The sequence below is a fragment of the Rheinheimera lutimaris genome (assembly GCF_013283795.1).
Lineage (GTDB): Bacteria > Pseudomonadota > Gammaproteobacteria > Enterobacterales > Alteromonadaceae > Alishewanella > Alishewanella lutimaris.
In genome coordinates, this window is the sequence record NZ_JABSOD010000007.1 from 84,393 (window position 1) to 101,301 (window position 16,909).

Sequence of the window (16,909 nt, forward strand, 5' to 3'; positions counted from 1 at the left end):
GGGCATTACGATACGTTTTTTGTCGTAGCATCTTCAGGTAAGGGGGGAACCGGCTACAACTTTAGTCGGGTAAAGTACTTCATAGGTCGAAAAAAGAGTTCGGTTTTCAGCCGTTTGACGCAAAAAGGCGTGGCGGCTGCTGTCTTTTGTCAGCTATACGACTAAAAGCCAATGAAATAGCCGGACCAGTTCGCACAGCAAGACAAACTTCTTGTCTCAGGCAATACATTATGTAAAGATCCGGCTTTTATTATTAATGGATCAATCCCAAAACATGAGGGTGTTGCTATGCGCATAATTTTGTTGGGTGCCCCGGGTGCCGGAAAAGGAACCCAGGCTCAGTTTTTAATGAGTAAATATGGCATTCCGCAAATCTCTACCGGCGATATGTTGCGTGCAGCTATCAAGGCCGGTACAGAACTGGGCTTAGCGGCCAAACAGGTTATGGATGCCGGTCAGTTGGTATCTGACGATATTATTATCGGCCTGGTAAAAGAGCGCATTGCCCAAGCGGATTGCAGCAAGGGTTTTCTGTTGGACGGTTTTCCGCGCACTATTCCGCAAGCTGATGCCATGAAAGACAAAGGCATTGTCATTGATCACGTTATTGAATTTGATGTGCCGGACGAAGTGATTGTTGAACGTATGAGTGGTCGTCGGGTGCATCCGGCATCAGGTCGGGTATACCATATCCGTTACAATCCGCCTAAGGCAGATGGCAAAGATGATGTAACAGGCGAAGAGTTGGTGATCCGTCCTGACGATGTCGAAGAGACTGTACGCAAGCGTTTGGCCATTTATCATGAGCAAACCGAGCCGTTAGTTGGCTATTACCGTGCTGAAGCGGATGCCGGTAATACCCGTTATCACCATATTGATGGTACTAAAGCGGTTGATGTCGTAACGGCAGAACTGGTGTCGTTGCTAAGCTAAACAACACCGCTAAAAAAGCCCTGACTGTTCAGGGCTTTTTTGTCTTTACGGTGCGCGGCCTGGCGTTTAACTCTCAGGCAGCAATTGCTGCAATGCGGCTAACGCTGCTGCGTAATCCGGCTCTTGTGCCAGCTCCGGCACCAGTTGCTTGTAAGCCAGCGTCCCTTTGTTGTTAATGATCAGTACGGCACGGGCCAGTAAACCCATGTCCTTGATTAGCAGGCCATATTTACCGCCAAAATCACGCCAGACGGCATCAGACAGCACTACAACTTTATCTATTTGTTCTTGCTGGCAATAACGTTTCTGGGCAAAGGGTAAATCAGTACTGATAGTCAATAGCACAACATTGTCAGGTAGGTTTGCCACTTCAGTGTTAAAACGTTTGGTTTGCAACGAGCAAATTCCGGTGTCTATACTGGGCACCACGCTAATCATAACTGTTTTACCGTGATAATCTGCCAGTGATATCGTTTTAAAGCCGGCATCTACCACTTTAAACGCCGGAGCTGTATCGCCGACAGCGGGGTTGTTACCCAGTAATACCACCTGCTGATTACCGGCTTTTACGTTACTTATCCGCTCCGGTAAGTCGGCTTGAAAAGCTGTAGCCTGGCTGTTGAAACTTAAACACAATATGCCGGCGGCAATAAATGTTTTATGACGAAGATAAGATAATGCTGACATGATACAGCTCCTGTTAAGATTGAATGCATTAAAAGTAATCAGCTGGAACACAACATATTTTTCGTTGTTTATGCGCGAACTGTTGATTTCAGTCTAGACTGAAATGAAGCCTGCGCGAAGTGAGAAGCCGATGACAATTGCTGTACTGATTTGTGACGATTCCAACCTGGCCCGAAAACAACTGGCAAGAATTCTACCACAGGAGTGGCAAAGCAACTTGTTTTTTGCCGGCCATGGCGGTGAAGCCATGGACACTCTGCTGCAGAAGCATATTGACTGGTTATTTTTGGACTTGAATATGCCGGTAATGGATGGTTACCAGGTACTTGCTGAGCTGCAAAAACGCCGGATAGCAGTAAATGTGGTAGTGGTATCGGGAGATGTACAACCGGAGGCCTTCGAGCGGGTTAAAAGCCTGGGAGCGCTGGATTTTATCCGCAAACCGGTAGACAGCAACAAGCTGCAACAGTTAATGCAACAATATGATATTAAACCCGGTGTTGCCTCTGTATCAGCTGTGGTACCCAAAGCCATGGCGCCGGCTGCAGAACTAAGCGCTGAAATGCGCGATGTATTGCAGGAGCTTACCAATGTGGCGATGGGCCAGGCCGGCGATTTGCTAGCCAGGCTACTGAACGTGTTTGTAAAGTTACCCATTCCCAACGTCAATTTAATTGAAGTCAGTGAACTGCATATGGCGCTGGCGTCGGTCGAGCACCAGGCCACTACCTCTGCAGTATGTCAGGGGTTTATCGGTGGCGGGGTAGCCGGCGAAGCCCTATTAATTTTGACCGATTCCAGTTTTAAAGATATCGCCAGGTTAATGAATTATCAGGGCGAGCTTACTGTTAAAGTCGAGCTGGAACTGTTAATGGATATTGCCAATATTCTGATTGGCGCTGTGTTAAAGGGTCTGGCGGAACAAATAGATATGAGCTTCAGCCAGGGGCATCCTGTGGTGCTGGGACAGCATGCTCCGGTCAGTGAGCTGATTATCGCTAACGCCAAACGCTGGCGTAAAACGTTAGCCATAGAGCTGAGTTACGGTATTGAAAACTACAATATCAGCTGTGATTTACTGCTGCTGTTTACCGAGGACAGCTTGAAAACGCTGAACTATAAAGTCGCATTCTTGCTGGAGGAGTAACGATGTCTCATGCTCAGGTTGATGTTTCCGAAATTCACTGGTTAATGGATATGTTCCAAACCGTGGATGTTGGTTTGGTTGTACTGAATTGTGATTATCGTATTCAGGTGTGGAATGGTTTTATGGAAAATCACAGCGGCTTAACGCCTCGCCAGGTGCGGGATCGCTATCTGTTTGATTTATTTTCGGAAATAGACGAGGACTGGTTGCGGCGTAAGTGTGACCCGGTGTTGTTGCTAAAAAACCGTGCTTTTACCATTTGGGAGCAAAGGCCGTATATTTTTAAATTCCGTAACTACCGGCCAATTACCGGCAGTGCTGAATATATGTATCAAAACAGCACTATATTTCCGCTAACCGATACCCGCGGTAAGGTAACGCATCTGTGTTTTATCATCTATGACGTTACAGATGTGGCAGTAAGCCGGTTGGAATTGGAATCGATGAACGGCCGCTTGCGGCAACTGACTAAAATCGACTTTTTGACGGGCTTATTTAACCGTGGGCATTGGGAAGAAAATCTGTTACAGGAATTTAAACGTCTGCAACGCTACAACCATCAAAGCACATTATTGATGTGTGATATTGATCATTTTAAACGTATTAACGATACCTACGGCCACGCTGCAGGCGATGAAGTGATCAGGGCGGTTGCTGATGCGGTGCGCAGTAACTTGCGCGCTACTGATATTGCCGGCCGTTATGGCGGCGAAGAGTATGCCATTCTGTTGGTGGATACCAATATTGAGCAGGCCGCCTGTTTGGCAGAGCGTTTACGCCAGTCGGTTGAGCAATTAAAGATTAATTATAACTCTCAGCAGCTTGGCGCAACGATCAGCGTCGGCTTGGCGCAGCATGATAAGAATATGACAGAGCACCGCCAGTGGATAGAGGCGGCGGATAAAGGGCTATATCAGTCTAAAGCGGCCGGGCGTAATAAAGTAACCTGCCACCGGTTTGATGAAGTTACCGGTTAATCATCCTGCAGCTGTGTCGTTTCAGGGCAGCTGTAAAGCGTTTTAATGCTGCCGTCTTCGTCTTGTTGTTCTAAATACACGCTAAAACCCCACAAGCGGTGCAGGTGTTTAAGTACTTGTTGCCGGCTTTTGGCCAACGGAATACGGTTTTGCGGAATATAGCGCAATGTCAGCGAGCGGTCGCCGTTAAAGTCTACGCTGTGTACCTGAATATTCGGCTCTATCTGGCTCAGGTTATACTGCTGTGACAGCATTTGCCGGATCCGCTGATAGCCTTCGGCATTATGGATAGCTGCAACTTCGAGGCTGCCTTCTTCGTCATCATCGACAATAGCAAACAAGTGAAAATCGCGTATCACCTTGGGTGACAGATATTGGCTGATAAAGCTTTCATCTTTAAAATTCTGCATGGCAAAGTGCAGGGTGTCGAGCCAGTCACTGCCGGCGATATCGGGAAACCATTGTTTGTCCTCAGCAGTGGGGTGTTCGCAAATGCGGCGAATATCACAAAACATCGCAAAGCCAAGCGCATAGGGGTTAATTCCGGAATAATACTTACTGTGATACTCCGGTTGTGCTACCACATTAGTATGGCTGTGCAGTACCTCCAGCATAAAGCGGTCGCTGACTTTGCCCTCGTCGTACAAGTGCTGCAAGATGGTGTAATGCCAAAATGTAGCCCAACCTTCGTTCATCACCTGTGTTTGTTTCTGCGGATAAAAGTACTGTGAAATTTTGCGGACTATACGCACAATTTCGCGTTGCCATGACTTTAATAACGGCGCATTTTTTTCAATAAAATATAAAATGTTTTCTTGTGGTTCGGCGGGGAATCTGACCGTTTTATGTTCGGCAGTGGCGGCTTTTACCGGTATGGTGCGCCATAAATCATTTACCTGAGACTGTAAGTATGCTTCGCGTTCCTGTTGACGCTTTTGCTCTTCATCCAATGAAATTTGTTGTGGTCTTTTATAGCGATCGACACCATAGTTCATCAGCGCATGGCAGGAATCGAGCATCTCTTCTACTTCACTGATGCCGTATTTTTCTTCACACTGGCTAATATAATTTCTGGCAAACAACAGATAATCAATAATGGAACCAGCGTCGGTCCAGGTTCTAAATAAATAGTTGTTTTTAAAAAATGAATTGTGTCCGTAGCAAGCGTGTGCCATTACCAGAGCTTGCATGGTAATGGTGTTTTCCTCCATCAGATAAGCAATACAAGGGTTGGAGTTAATCACTATTTCATAGGCTAAGCCCATATTGCCGCGTTTGTAATTTTGCTCGGTTTGAATAAATTTTTTGCCGTAAGACCAATGGTGGTAACCCAGTGGCATACCGACACTGGAATAGGCGTCCATCATTTGCTCTGCGGTAATCACCTCAATTTGATTCGGGTAGGTATCCAGCCGGTAATGTGCAGCAACGCGGGCAATTTCCCGGTGATAGGCATCAAGTAAATCAAAGGTCCAGTCGGGCCCGTCGGATAAGCACTGTGCTGTTTTCGCTTTTGCTTTAGCCATAAAAAAACCTCATTACAGATTGGGGAAGCGGCTAGGCAGCCTGCTTTTTAAACAGCTCGCGAAATACCGGATAAATATCACTGACATCTGTAATATGCTGAATGGCAAAGTTATCAAATGCCGGCAGTAACTTTTCGTATTCCTGCCACAGGCTTTGATGCGCTCTGGGCGTAATTTCGATATAGGCGTAGTAACGCACCAGTGGCAACAATTTATTGGCCATCAGCTCTGCGCAGGGCGCACTGTCGTCAGTCCAGTTATCGCCGTCTGATGCTTGTGCAGCATAGATATTCCATTCAGCCGGGTTGTATCGCTCCAGTACGATGTCGTACATCATTTTTAATGCGCTGGAGACGATAGTGCCGCCGGTTTCCTGCGAGTAAAAAAATTCCTGTTCGTCTACTTCTTTAGCCTGCGTATGATGGCGGATATACACCACTTCCACATTCTTATAGCTGCGGCTTAAAAACAAATACAGCAAAATGTAAAAGCGTTTGGCCATATCTTTGGTAGCCTGATCCATTGAACCGGATACATCCATCAGGCAAAACATTACCGCTTTGCTGGTGGGCTCGGGCCGTTTCTGAAAATTGCGAAAACGTAAGTCAAAGCTGTCGATAAAGGGTACTGCCGCAATGCGTTGTTTTAACTCTGCGATTTCGGCGCATAACAAACGCCGCTGCTGCTGATCCGGCACCGGCTCATGCTCCAGTGCTGCCAGTTGTTGCTCCAGCTCACGCAGTTTGGCTTTTTTGCCTGCTGTCATGGCGACGCGCCTTGCCAGAGAGCCGCGCAGTGAGCGCACTATATCAATATTGCTGGGTACACCTTCAGAGCGGTAACCGGCGCGCACATTTTTGTACTGCACCAGTTTATCCAGCTGATTTTTCTTCAGATTGGGCAGCTCTAAGTCTTCAAACAGTAAATCCAGATATTCATCTTTTGAAATGGAAAACACAAAGTCGTCTGAGCCTTCACCATCGGTACCGGCATCGCCTTGTCCGCTGCCACCAGCACCGCCCTGCGGCCGCTTTATCCGATCTCCCGGGCTGAATTGATCATTACCAGGGTGAATAATTTGCCGGCGGCCACCCTTGCCCTGATGAAAAAACGGTTCGCTGATATCTTTACCCGGCACGGTGACACTTTCGCCACTGCTGATATCAGTGACGCTGCGCTTGCTGATAGCGTCAGACACCGCTTTTTTAATTTGCTGCTTATAGCGGCGGATAAAGCGCTGGCGATTCACCGCGCTTTTATTCTTTCCGTTGAGTCGTCTGTCGATAAAATGCGCCATACTACCTCCGGCTTCGCGTATTACTGCGATTTGCGAACGCGCAAATACCATTCAGACAGCAGCCGCACTTGCTTGCGGGTGTAGCCTTTTTCCATCATCCGGTTGACGAAGTCATCGTGTTTCTTCTGATCATCGGTTGAGGTTTTGGCGTTAAACGAAATCACCGGCAGCAGCTCTTCTGTGCTGGAGAACATTTTTTTCTCAATCACAGTACGCAGTTTTTCGTAACTGGTCCAGGTCGGGTTTTTGCCGTTATTTTTTGCTTTTGCCCTCAGCACAAAGTTAACAATTTCATTGCGGAAATCTTTCGGGTTACTGATACCTGCCGGCTTTTCAATTTTTTCCAGTTCAGCGTTTAAGGCTGCGCGGTCAAACAACTGGCCGGTTTCCGGGTCACGGTATTCCTGATCCTGGATCCAAAAATCAGCATAAATCACGTAGCGGTCAAAAATATTCTGGCCGTATTCAGAGTAAGACTCTAAATAAGCTGTTTGAATTTCCTTACCGATAAACTCGATATATTTCGGGATTAAATAACCTTTTAAGTGTTCCAGGTAACGCTCGGCGACATCAGCAGGGAACTGTTCGCGCTCAATTTGTTGCTCCAGTACATAAAACAGATGCACCGGGTTGGCGGCGACTTCTGTGCTGTCGAAGTTAAATACCCGCGACAATATTTTAAAGGCAAAACGGGTAGATAAGCCTGTCATGCCTTCATCCACACCGGCGTAATCACGATACTCCTGGTAAGATTTTGCTTTTGGATCGGTATCTTTTAAGCTCTCACCGTCATATACCCGCATTTTTGAATACAGGCTGGAGTTATCCGGATTTTTCAACCGTGACAGCACGGCAAACTGTGCCAGCGAAATAAGCGTGCCCGGTGCGCAGGGTGAGCTGTTCAGTTCACTGTGTTCCAGTAGTTTCTGATAGATACGCATTTCTTCGCTGACGCGCAGACAATAGGGCACTTTCACAATATAAACACGGTCTAGAAAGGCTTCGTTGTTTTTGTTATTACGGAAGGTTTGCCATTCTGACTCATTACTGTGCGCCAGAATAATGCCGTCAAACGGCAAGGCCGCCAAACCTTCAGTACCGTTATAGTTGCCTTCCTGGGTGGCGGTCAGCAGTGGATGCAGCACCTTAATCGGCGCTTTAAACATCTCGACAAATTCCATCAACCCCTGGTTGGCCCGGCACAAAGCGCCGGAGTAACTGTAGGCATCGGGATCATTCTGGGCAAAGTGCTCCAGCTTACGAATATCCACTTTACCCACCAGAGAGGCGATGTCCTGGTTATTCTCATCACCAGGTTCGGTTTTAGCTATAGCCAGTTGATCAAGAATAGACGGGTACTTTTTCACTACCTTAAACTGGCTGATATCACCGTTGTATTCATGCAAGCGTTTACTGGCCCATGGCGACATAATGTTGCGCAGGTAGCGTTTGGGAATGCCGTACTCTTGCTGCAGAATATTGCCGTCTTCATTTACATCAAACAGGCACAGCGGGCTGTCGTAAACCGGCGAGCCTTTTAAGTAATAAATCGGGATCTGCTGCATTAAATGTTTTAATTTTTCTGCCAGCGACGATTTACCACCACCCACCGGACCGAGTAAATACAGAATTTGTTTGCGCTCTTCTAACCCCTGTGCCGAATGTTTCAGGTAAGACACAATTTGCTCTATGGCTTCTTCCATGCCGTAAAATTCAGAGAACGCCGGGTAACGGGCGATCACGCGGTTGGAGAACAGCCGGCTCAGCTTCGGGTCTTGGGCCGTGTCGGTCAGCTCCGGTTTGCCAATCGCCAGCAATAATCGCTCTGCCGCACTGGCATAGCAGCTCTTGTCTTCTTTACATAACGCCAGAAACTCTTGAATCGTATATTCTTCTTCTTTCGCAGCCTCGTAGCGTGATTTGTAGTGCTCAAAAATACTCATTTGCACCTCCGGCTTGTAAACATCGGGAAAGGGTAGCAGCCTGGCTGTTACTCTAAGGTTAGACAGTAAAGCTGATTCCCGCCTGACTAATTGACAGAAAAATCTATAATTTTCTTCAGGCTACACGTGCTGGCAGCGAAACAGTTTAGTCTGGCCGAATGGCCGGAATGTAAAGCAGAGCGGACAAAAAACCCGGCAGATGCCGGGTTTTATACAACAAAGTGTTATCAGGCTGCGAAGTTATCGGCAGCGAATTTCCAGTTAACCAGTGCCCAGAATGCATCCAGGTAGGTTGGCCGCGCATTGCGATAATCAATGTAGTACGCGTGTTCCCACAGGTCTACAGTCATTACCGGTGTCAGGCTGGTGTCTGTTAATGGCGTTGCCGCGTTGCTGGTGTTAACAATGTCCAGGCTACCGTCAGCTTTTTTCACTAACCATGTCCAGCTTGAACCAAAGTTATTTACCGCTTTGTCGTTAAAGGCAGTTTTAAAGGCAGCGAAAGAACCCCACTTGGCATTGATGGCATCAGCTAAAGCGCCTGTTGGCTCGCCACCACCGTTTGGTGATAAGCAGTGCCAGTAAAAAGTGTGGTTCCACACTTGGGCGGCATTGTTAAATACGCCACCTTCAGAGGTACGTACGATTTCTTCCAGTGATTTACCGGCGAAAGGTGTACCTTCAATTAGGCCGTTTAACTTCACTACATAAGTGTTGTGGTGTTTACCGTAGTGGTATTCCAGTGTCTCTGCAGAAATGTGTGGGGCTAATGCGTCTTTTGCATAAGGTAATGCGGGTAATTCAAAGGCCATTGTCGTTCTCCGTTGGCGTTGTTTATGATGTCTGCATGGCGTAGACTACAAAACCTGACTAAAATACTCAAGTTTTACAGTGTTTAGTTATAAGCTGATCCATTGTAGCGCGCTTTTAGGATCAGCTTGTTACGTTGTAACAAGGAAGTGGGGGTTTTTTCGTAAATCTCAAGTGCCACAGCGCACAGAACAGCGTAAAATGGCAGCCAATATTTAAATGCACTTGTTGTGAGGTATTAATGGAAACGCTGGACAAAATCAAACAGCAAATTGCTGAAAACGCTATTCTGTTGTTTATGAAAGGGTCACCTAAATTCCCCAGTTGCGGTTTTTCAGCCCAGGCTTCACAGGCGCTGATCGCTTGTGGTGAACAGTTTGCCTATGTTGATATTTTGCAGAATCCGGATATCCGTGCTGAATTGCCGAAATACGCCAACTGGCCAACGTTCCCGCAATTGTGGGTAGAAGGCGAACTGGTGGGCGGTTGTGATATCGTGTTGGAGATGTTTCAACGTGGTGAACTGCAGCCGTTAATCAAAGACGCGGCAGCGCGACATAAAACAGATACTGCTGCGGAGTAACATCTGCTGCAACAACAAAGGCCGCTGATAGCGGCCTTTGTACTTTATGCTACAGCGTCAGTGTCATCGTCTTCAGAACTGTGCTCTGTGTTGTCTTCCGGTTGTGCCTCTGCCATCGGCCAGCCACCCAGCTGCTTCCAACTGTTGACGATATAGCAAAATAACTCTGCAGTGCGTTCAGTGTCGTACAGTGCGCTGTGTGCTTCTTTGTTATCAAATTCGATGCCTGCCGCTTTACATGCTTTGGCTAACACTGTTTGACCTACGGCCAGCGCCGCCAGACTGGTGGTATCAAACGAGACAAAAGCATGAAACGGCGAGCGCTTGAAGTTAAGCCGCTCTATCGCTGCGTTTAAAAAGCCCTGATCAAAAGCGGCATTATGCGCCACTATTACACTGCGCTGACAGCCGGCGTCTTTCTGCGCTTTGCGCACCGCTTTGCATATTTCGGTAATGGCTTCGCGCTCCGGTACGGCACCGCGCAGCGGGTTAAACGGGTCTATGCCGTTAAACGCTAATGAACTGGCATCCAGGTTGGCGCCTTCGAATGGCTCAACATGAAAATGCAGGGTGGTCAGCGGAATTAAATTGCCGTCGTCATCCATATCGAGCAGTGTTGCGGCAATTTCCAGCAAGGCATCGGTTTTAGCATTAAAGCCTGCGGTTTCTACGTCGATAACTACAGGGTAGTAACCACGAAAACGCTGAGCCAGTAAAGAATTGGGTTGTGTCATAACGGCGCCATTTTGCAAATCAGCGGCTATTATGCCAAAAAATTAGTGCAACGTCTTGTTACGGCATAGTGTTTGCTAATGATATCAGTAATAACAGTATCAGCTGTGTGTAGTAACGCAGAACAGATAAACCCTGAACAGTGCGGCGCGACGTGCCGATAGGGGTAGGAAACCGGAAAATGCGAAGCTTATTATTAACTTTTGCCGCCACACTACTTAGTTTTGCTGTGTTGGCACAGCCGCAACTGCGTCAATATTCTGCCGCTATTGAAGAGTCGGTATGGCAGTTAAACCGCGACACGCCATTAGAGTGTCAGTTGCAGCATGAAATACCGCATTTTGGCCGGGCGGTGTTTCGCAGCGTGGCCGGGAAAGCACTGAACATGGATTTTGAATTACAAATGCTGCGTTTGCCGGACGGCTATGATCTGGCTGAAGTGCTGTCGGTGCCGCCGGCATGGCGACCGGGAGAACCGGCTAAAGCGGTGGCTAACATGCAACTGCTGAAGCAGTATAACGGCGATCTACCCAAAAAAGCCGCCTGGACGCTGCTGACTGAATTGGAACAAGGCTTTAGCCCGACATTCTATTTCAGTGATTGGCACAGCCCCTATGACAAGGTGGCAGCGGCGATGAACCCGGTACAGTTTTTAAAACAATATCAGCAGTTTAATCGCTGTATATCGGCATTACTGCCATACAGTTTTGACGATATTGCTTTTACCGTATTAAGTTATGAAACCGGCGGCGACCAGTTAACGCGCGAATCTCAACGCCGGCTGGCGCAGATTGCCGAATACCTGAAATACGATCAGGACATTGAATATGTGGAAATCCAGGGCTACACCGACAGTTACGGCGGCCGTTGGATGAATGAACAGTTATCAGTAAAACGGGCCGAGAAAGTAAAAAGCTTTTTTGTCGCCGCAGGCTTAAGTGAAAACAAAGTACAGGTAGAAGGCTTTGGTGAGCGGCGCCATGTTGCGCCGAACGACACCGCACTGGAGCGTAAGAAAAACCGTCGTGTAGTACTGCAGATGACTAAGCCCTGACGGGCTCAGTTCGCTGGCGTTAGCTTTGTAGTCTTAGTTTTGCACCATAATATCGACCTGGCGCCAGTCGTTCTGGCTTGAGATCAAAATGCGGACCTGATTATTATTAACGCTGAAATACAAATGTTGCCGGCCATACAGCGTCTGCTCGCTTACCGGTTCACCTAACTGTTGCACATAGTAATCACGTAACGCAGTTTCGGTTTGCTGGCTGAAAAAGCTCAGTACTGCCGGCATCTTGCTGTCAAGCCGGGCAAATTCCCGTGCATCTGCAGGGATTGGGATCTGGTAAAAATCGTTAGCCTGCAGCGCAGTGCTTAAGCTGCCGCAGGTTAATACCAGGCATAATAAAACGGCTGAACGCATCATCTTTCCTTTGCTTCAAGAACAATATTTTGGCTTACCTTAGCAAATTTTTTTTGCCTTTGCCCGACATTATATTGTGGGCGCAGTTCAGGCAGAAGCTAAGATCTGGTTTGCTAACAAGTGCATAGCGACCGGGTTAATAGCGTAATGCAGTTATTTTGCCAATAAGCTGCCGGCTTAACGGCACGGGTTCATTGCAAAGTTGGCATGCCAGCAGCTCTGCCAGCAATGGTGACAGCATAATGCCCCGCGCGCCCATCGCGCCCAGTACATATAAACCCGGCTGCTCAGCCATGCCACCTGCCAGCGGTAAATGATCCGGCACCGTAGCGCGAAATGCCGCAGCCGCGCTTACCGCCTTGCTGTTGGCAAACCAGTCCGGTTGGTTAAGCTGGTCATTAACCAACTGCAAATTTTCTGTATTGTCCTGCTCGCTGACAAAAGCTTCTGTCGCTGTACGATCGAAGGTGGCGCCAACGCAATGCAATTCCTGCCAACCCGGCGTTATATAGCCTTTATGGCACAACACGGTTTTTAATGAGGCCATGGCGCTGTTTTGCACATGGCTGACCTGGCCGCGTATTTTATTTACCGGCAGCCGGGCAGTTTGTGCAAACTCTGCCAGTTTGCTGCCACAGGCCAATACCAGGCTGTTGGTGTTCAGTTCGCCGGCTGTTGTCTGCAATAACCACCCGCCGTTAGCCGCCGCGGTTACTGCCGTGAGGGAACAGTTAAGGCTGAGCCGGAACGAGGCTTGTTGTTGCAGCCACGCCACGGCTTGTTGACAAAACTGCTGCGGGTTTAACCAGCCGGCCAGCGGTATATAAATGCCACTATGTTGCAGTGCGACACCGGCTAATTCAGTTGCGGTATCGGCATCAACGGCCTGCACCAGCTGCGCCGGCCACAAGGCATTATCGATTAACTTTTGCTGGCGCTGTTGCAGTAATTTATTGCTGGCCAGATGCAGTAAGCCACACCAGTCCATAGCGAAATCCAGCCCCCTGCTATGCCAGTATTGATAAAACTGCCGTGCGTATAAAAAAGCCTGCACATGCAGCTGGCTGTCGTCTGTCAGGTTGGCGTGCAGGTTAGGGTACACTGCGCCCTGGCGGTTCTGCGAGGCTTGCTGTGCCACCATGTTATCTTCGCAAATCAGATGTACGGCAACACCACGCTGCTGCAATGCCAATGCGGTGCATACCGAGGCAATACCACCACCGACCACGATAACCTGCGTTGGGGCAGGTTGCGATAATGGCTCGGCTTTCGTAAAACAGGCGGTCAGCATTTCGCGTTTACGGCCAAAGCCTTTAATTTTGCTTACCGTAAAACCGGCTTGTTGCAGGCCGCGCTTGACGATACCGGCAGCGGTAAAGGTAGACACAGAGGTGCCATTTTGGCTTAGCGCTGCAAGGCCATTAAACAGGCTGTCCTGCCACATATCAGGGTTTTTGCCCGGCGCAAAACCATCGAGGTAAACCGCATCAACCGGCGCTTCCAGCTGCGGCAGAAGCGCGTTTACATCACCAAACCATAAATCCAATATGACGCTGCCATCATCAAATTTAAGCCGGTGGCAGCCGGCGACGGCCAGTGGATAAGCGTTCAGCAATAGCTGACACAGTTCCTGCAATTCAGTATGCACGGCCAGCGCACGGCGTAAATCAGCATGGCTTAACGGGAATTTCTCAAAACTACTGAAATACAAACGCTGACACCTTGCAGCGGTAAATTGCTGCTTATGCTCGCGAAAGCGCAGCCAGCTTAGTAAAAAATTAGCCCCGGTACCAAAGCCGGTTTCAATAATATGAAAGGCCGGCTTGTTGTGTGTTTGCCAGCGCTGTGGTAAACCATTTTGCTGCAAAAACACGTAATCGGTTTCGGCCATACCGCCGTCGTTAGAAAAATACACATCGTCAAAATCAGACGCGACCGGGGTACCCTGGTCATTAAAGTGTATTTTGGCGTTGCTAATCTGATTGGCGCTAGGTTGTGACATAACAGGCGGGTCCACCACAAAATTCGGCTTGTAGTTTACCTCAAGCTACCGCAGAATTGAAAACAGAGTACAGGTGTGCGCTGAAAGCTGACCACTTGTTAAAACAAAATCCGTACAATGTCGCACAGTATTATTTTAACCTTGCCGGCATCAGGCTGGTTGATGGGAGTAAGCATGAAAAGAGCGGTAATCACAGGTATTGGTATTGTATCCAGTATTGGCAATAACAAAGATGAAGTACTGGCGTCGTTACAGGCGGGCCGTTCAGGCATTACCCGCGCTGAAGAGTTTGCGCAAATGGGCCTGCGCTCGCAGGTATGGGGCAATATCAAACTGGAGCCATCAGAGCTGATTGACCGCAAAGCCATGCGCTTTATGGGCGATGCCGCAGCGTATGCCTATATTGCTATGCAGGAAGCGATGGCAGATGCCGGTTTTACCGAAGAGCAAATCTCCAGCCCGCGTATTGGTCTGGTAGCCGGCTCCGGCGGCGCTTCCTCTAAAGTACAGGTAGAAGCGGCAGATATTCTGCGCGAAAAAGGTGTAAAACGGGTTGGCCCTTATGCTGTGCCAAAAACCATGTCCAGCACCTGTTCTGCCTGTTTAGCCACGCCGTTTAAGATTAAAGGCGTAAACTATTCTATCAGTTCAGCCTGTGCCACCAGCGCGCATTGTATCGGCCATGCGGTAGAACTTATTCAGCTTGGCAAGCAGGACGTAGTATTTGCCGGCGGCGGCGAAGAAGTGCACTGGACCCTGGCGATGGAATTTGATGCTATGGGCGCGCTGTCGACTAAATATAACGACACCCCAGAGCTGGCATCACGTACCTATGATGCCAACCGTGATGGCTTTGTTATCAGCGGTGGCGGCGGTATGGTAGTGGTAGAAGAGCTGGAACATGCCTTAGCCCGTGGTGCCACTATTTATGCTGAAGTGGTTGGCTATGGCGCCACTTCTGACGGTTATGACATGGTCGCACCAAGCGGTGAAGGCGCAGTGCGCTGCATGGAAATGGCAATGCACGGCGTTACTGCTGAAGTCGATTATGTGAATACGCACGGCACCAGCACCCCTGTGGGGGATGTAAAAGAGCTGGGCGCTATTCAGCAGGTGTTTGCCGGTAAGTCTCCGGCGATCAGCGCCACCAAGGCGATGACAGGCCATGCGTTGGGTGCTGCCGGTGTGCATGAGGCAATCTACTCGCTGCTGATGATGAAGCACAGCTTTATTGCGCCTTCTATCAATATCGGTGAGTTAGATGAAGCGGCTAAAGGGCTGAATATTGTATCTAAAGCCACCGCAGCTGAGTTGAATACCGTTATGTCGAACAGCTTTGGTTTTGGCGGCACTAATGCCACCTTAGTGATGCAAAAATACCGCGGTTAATTGACGCCGCCGGGCATTACAGATAAAAAAAACGGGCACTTTAAGTGCCCGTTTTTTTATGTAGCGGCAGCAGTCAGGCGTCGGTGTCGTCTAAATCCCAATCGTCCAGCAATTGGCGCAGCCGCTTTTGTTCCAGCAAGTCGTCAATCCGCCGTCTGGCTTCCAGCTTTTGCTTTGATTTACTGTCTTTTGGCGACAGCTCTTTGATGATCTCAACGTCATCTACCGGTTCTTCCAGCTCAAAATCGTTACTTTCTACCTGTGACATAAGCGCCCCTCAGAATTTTTCTGCTTATTTACCGGATTTATTGATTAACCACAGCGAAATATTTTTTTACAGACGATGAAAAGTTTTTAAATAAGCGCTTCAGCTTCGCTCAGCAGCGGCCGGAACGCTTGTTTCCGCGGTGACAGCAAGGTTTTGCTATATACCACCTGCTCAATAAAATCGATGACTTTTTCCTGTAACCGCACCCCGTTCAGGCGGTTAATCCGTGCTATGCCGCCCGGGCTCATCACGTTTACTTCGATCAGCTTGCCGTTTATCACATCAATGCCGGCGAAAAACAGGCCATCACGCGCCAGTTTCGGCCCGATATGGGCACAGAGCCGTTTTTCCTGTTCGCTTAACTGGTGTTTTATTACCGTACCGCCGGCATGCACGTTAGAACGTACATCGTCTGGTGGCGGAATACGCCGCATCGCGCCGATAGGTTTACCGTTAAGCATTAAAATACGGATGTCACCCAGTTCTGCGCCCTCCACGTATTCTTGTAAAATAACGTAGTTACCGCGCTCGGTATCTCCGATATAAAAATCCAGCAAAGAACGCGCGCTTTGCGCCGCCGATTTTTCCAACAGAATAACGCCTTTACCGCCATAGCCGTTCAGCGGTTTCAGTATCATTTTGTCGTTAGGAGATTCTGCCAGTACCCGTGCCAGATAGTCTTTATTCTTTGACACATGCGTTACCGGAATAAACTCGTTATCCGGGTCGTGCAGCGAGGCGGTATACATCTTATTGTTGGCAATCCGCACACCGTCCAGGTCATTCATAATAAAGGTGTCTTCACGCACCGAGTCGAGAAAGTTCAGTACGATAGGATCCAGCGGCGGGTTAAGCCGGATAAAGATGGCATCAAAGGCGGCCAGCGGCAGCTTTTGCTGGTTAAACTGCGCATGGCGGTAAAAGCTGGCAATATTGCTGGACACCTTTTGGCCTTTAACAAACACATTGCAAAACGCCTGAGCAATGCTGTCGCGCATGGTTAAGTTGGTGGCATGGGTAATCGCCACGCTGTGGCCACGGTTTACCGCCTCGTGGATCATGCGGATAGTACTGTCGCCATCGGGCTGCACTTTTTCCCACGGATACATTAAAAAACAAATGCGCATAAGCTTCTCTGGTTTGCCGTCAACGTTTAGCACTTTGCGCTAAGCATACGAGAGCGGCAGAAAAAAGG

16 protein-coding genes are annotated in these 16,909 nt (G+C 48.6%); 6 read left to right on the forward strand and 10 right to left on the reverse strand.

What is annotated here, in order from left to right:
• The first annotated feature begins 288 nt into the window (after window positions 1-288).
• Window positions 289-933, forward strand: coding sequence for an adenylate kinase (gene adk, locus HRH59_RS08930; protein ID WP_173500935.1), 645 nt, complete (start codon window positions 289-291; stop codon window positions 931-933).
• A 66-nt stretch (window positions 934-999) separates the two neighbouring features.
• On the opposite strand, the gene tpx is transcribed toward adk, so the two are convergent.
• Window positions 1,000-1,620 (reverse strand): thiol peroxidase, encoded by a 621-nt coding sequence (gene tpx, locus HRH59_RS08935; protein WP_173500936.1) that lies wholly within the window; start codon window positions 1,618-1,620, stop codon window positions 1,000-1,002.
• A gap of 130 nt (window positions 1,621-1,750) precedes the next feature.
• On the opposite strand from tpx, the gene HRH59_RS08940 reads away from it, so the two are divergent.
• Window positions 1,751-2,767 carry a response regulator gene (locus HRH59_RS08940; protein WP_173500937.1) on the forward strand — a complete coding sequence of 339 codons (1,017 nt, stop codon included), beginning with the start codon at window positions 1,751-1,753 and terminating at the stop codon, window positions 2,765-2,767.
• Window positions 2,768-2,769: 2 nt separating this feature from the next.
• Complete coding sequence (locus HRH59_RS08945; protein ID WP_173500938.1) at window positions 2,770-3,744, forward strand: sensor domain-containing diguanylate cyclase; 975 nt, start codon at window positions 2,770-2,772, stop codon at window positions 3,742-3,744.
• Here the strand turns inward: HRH59_RS08945 and HRH59_RS08950 are convergent.
• From HRH59_RS08950 to sodB, 4 genes are all read right to left on the reverse strand, one after another.
• Window positions 3,741-5,270, reverse strand: a complete 1,530-nt coding sequence (locus HRH59_RS08950; protein WP_173500939.1) for a SpoVR family protein — start codon at window positions 5,268-5,270, stop codon at window positions 3,741-3,743. The genes HRH59_RS08945 and HRH59_RS08950 overlap by 4 nt on opposite strands.
• Before the next feature lie 31 nt (window positions 5,271-5,301).
• Entirely contained in the window at window positions 5,302-6,567 is a 1,266-nt protein-coding gene (locus tag HRH59_RS08955; RefSeq protein WP_173500940.1) for a YeaH/YhbH family protein, read from the reverse strand.
• Window positions 6,568-6,587: 20 nt separating this feature from the next.
• Window positions 6,588-8,510, reverse strand: coding sequence for a PrkA family serine protein kinase (locus HRH59_RS08960; RefSeq protein ID WP_173500941.1), 1,923 nt, complete (start codon window positions 8,508-8,510; stop codon window positions 6,588-6,590).
• Window positions 8,511-8,737: 227 nt separating this feature from the next.
• Window positions 8,738-9,322, reverse strand: a complete 585-nt coding sequence (gene sodB, locus HRH59_RS08965) for a superoxide dismutase [Fe] (protein WP_173500942.1) — start codon at window positions 9,320-9,322, stop codon at window positions 8,738-8,740.
• Window positions 9,323-9,561: 239 nt separating this feature from the next.
• On the opposite strand from sodB, the gene HRH59_RS08970 reads away from it, so the two are divergent.
• A complete protein-coding gene (locus tag HRH59_RS08970; protein ID WP_173500943.1) occupies window positions 9,562-9,903 on the forward strand; it encodes a Grx4 family monothiol glutaredoxin in 342 nt (113 codons plus the stop codon).
• A gap of 44 nt (window positions 9,904-9,947) precedes the next feature.
• On the opposite strand, the gene rnt is transcribed toward HRH59_RS08970, so the two are convergent.
• The gene (rnt, locus tag HRH59_RS08975) at window positions 9,948-10,637 is read right to left on the reverse strand and encodes a ribonuclease T (protein WP_173500944.1); all 690 of its coding nucleotides are present in this window, start codon (window positions 10,635-10,637) and stop codon (window positions 9,948-9,950) included.
• Between the two features lie 179 nt (window positions 10,638-10,816).
• Here rnt and HRH59_RS08980 point away from each other — a divergent pair, with 179 nt between their 5' ends.
• On the forward strand, window positions 10,817-11,689 hold the full coding sequence (locus HRH59_RS08980) for a flagellar protein MotY (RefSeq protein WP_173500945.1): 873 nt from the start codon (window positions 10,817-10,819) through the stop codon (window positions 11,687-11,689).
• A 33-nt stretch (window positions 11,690-11,722) separates the two neighbouring features.
• Here HRH59_RS08980 and HRH59_RS08985 read toward each other — a convergent pair whose 3' ends face one another.
• Window positions 11,723-12,055 (reverse strand): hypothetical protein, encoded by a 333-nt coding sequence (locus tag HRH59_RS08985; RefSeq protein ID WP_173500946.1) that lies wholly within the window; start codon window positions 12,053-12,055, stop codon window positions 11,723-11,725.
• Window positions 12,056-12,191: 136 nt separating this feature from the next.
• Window positions 12,192-14,057, reverse strand: coding sequence for a bifunctional tRNA (5-methylaminomethyl-2-thiouridine)(34)-methyltransferase MnmD/FAD-dependent 5-carboxymethylaminomethyl-2-thiouridine(34) oxidoreductase MnmC (mnmC, locus tag HRH59_RS08990; protein ID WP_173500947.1), 1,866 nt, complete (start codon window positions 14,055-14,057; stop codon window positions 12,192-12,194).
• Between the two features lie 174 nt (window positions 14,058-14,231).
• Here mnmC and fabB point away from each other — a divergent pair, with 174 nt between their 5' ends.
• Window positions 14,232-15,446: a beta-ketoacyl-ACP synthase I gene (gene fabB, locus HRH59_RS08995; protein ID WP_173500948.1), complete on the forward strand. Its 1,215-nt coding sequence runs from the start codon at window positions 14,232-14,234 to the stop codon at window positions 15,444-15,446.
• 73 nt (window positions 15,447-15,519) lie between these two features.
• On the opposite strand, the gene HRH59_RS09000 is transcribed toward fabB, so the two are convergent.
• Window positions 15,520-15,714: a PA3496 family putative envelope integrity protein gene (locus HRH59_RS09000; protein WP_173500949.1), complete on the reverse strand. Its 195-nt coding sequence runs from the start codon at window positions 15,712-15,714 to the stop codon at window positions 15,520-15,522.
• Between the two features lie 86 nt (window positions 15,715-15,800).
• Window positions 15,801-16,841, reverse strand: coding sequence for a glutathione synthetase (locus HRH59_RS09005; RefSeq protein ID WP_173500950.1), 1,041 nt, complete (start codon window positions 16,839-16,841; stop codon window positions 15,801-15,803).
• Window positions 16,842-16,909: the final 68 nt, after the last annotated feature.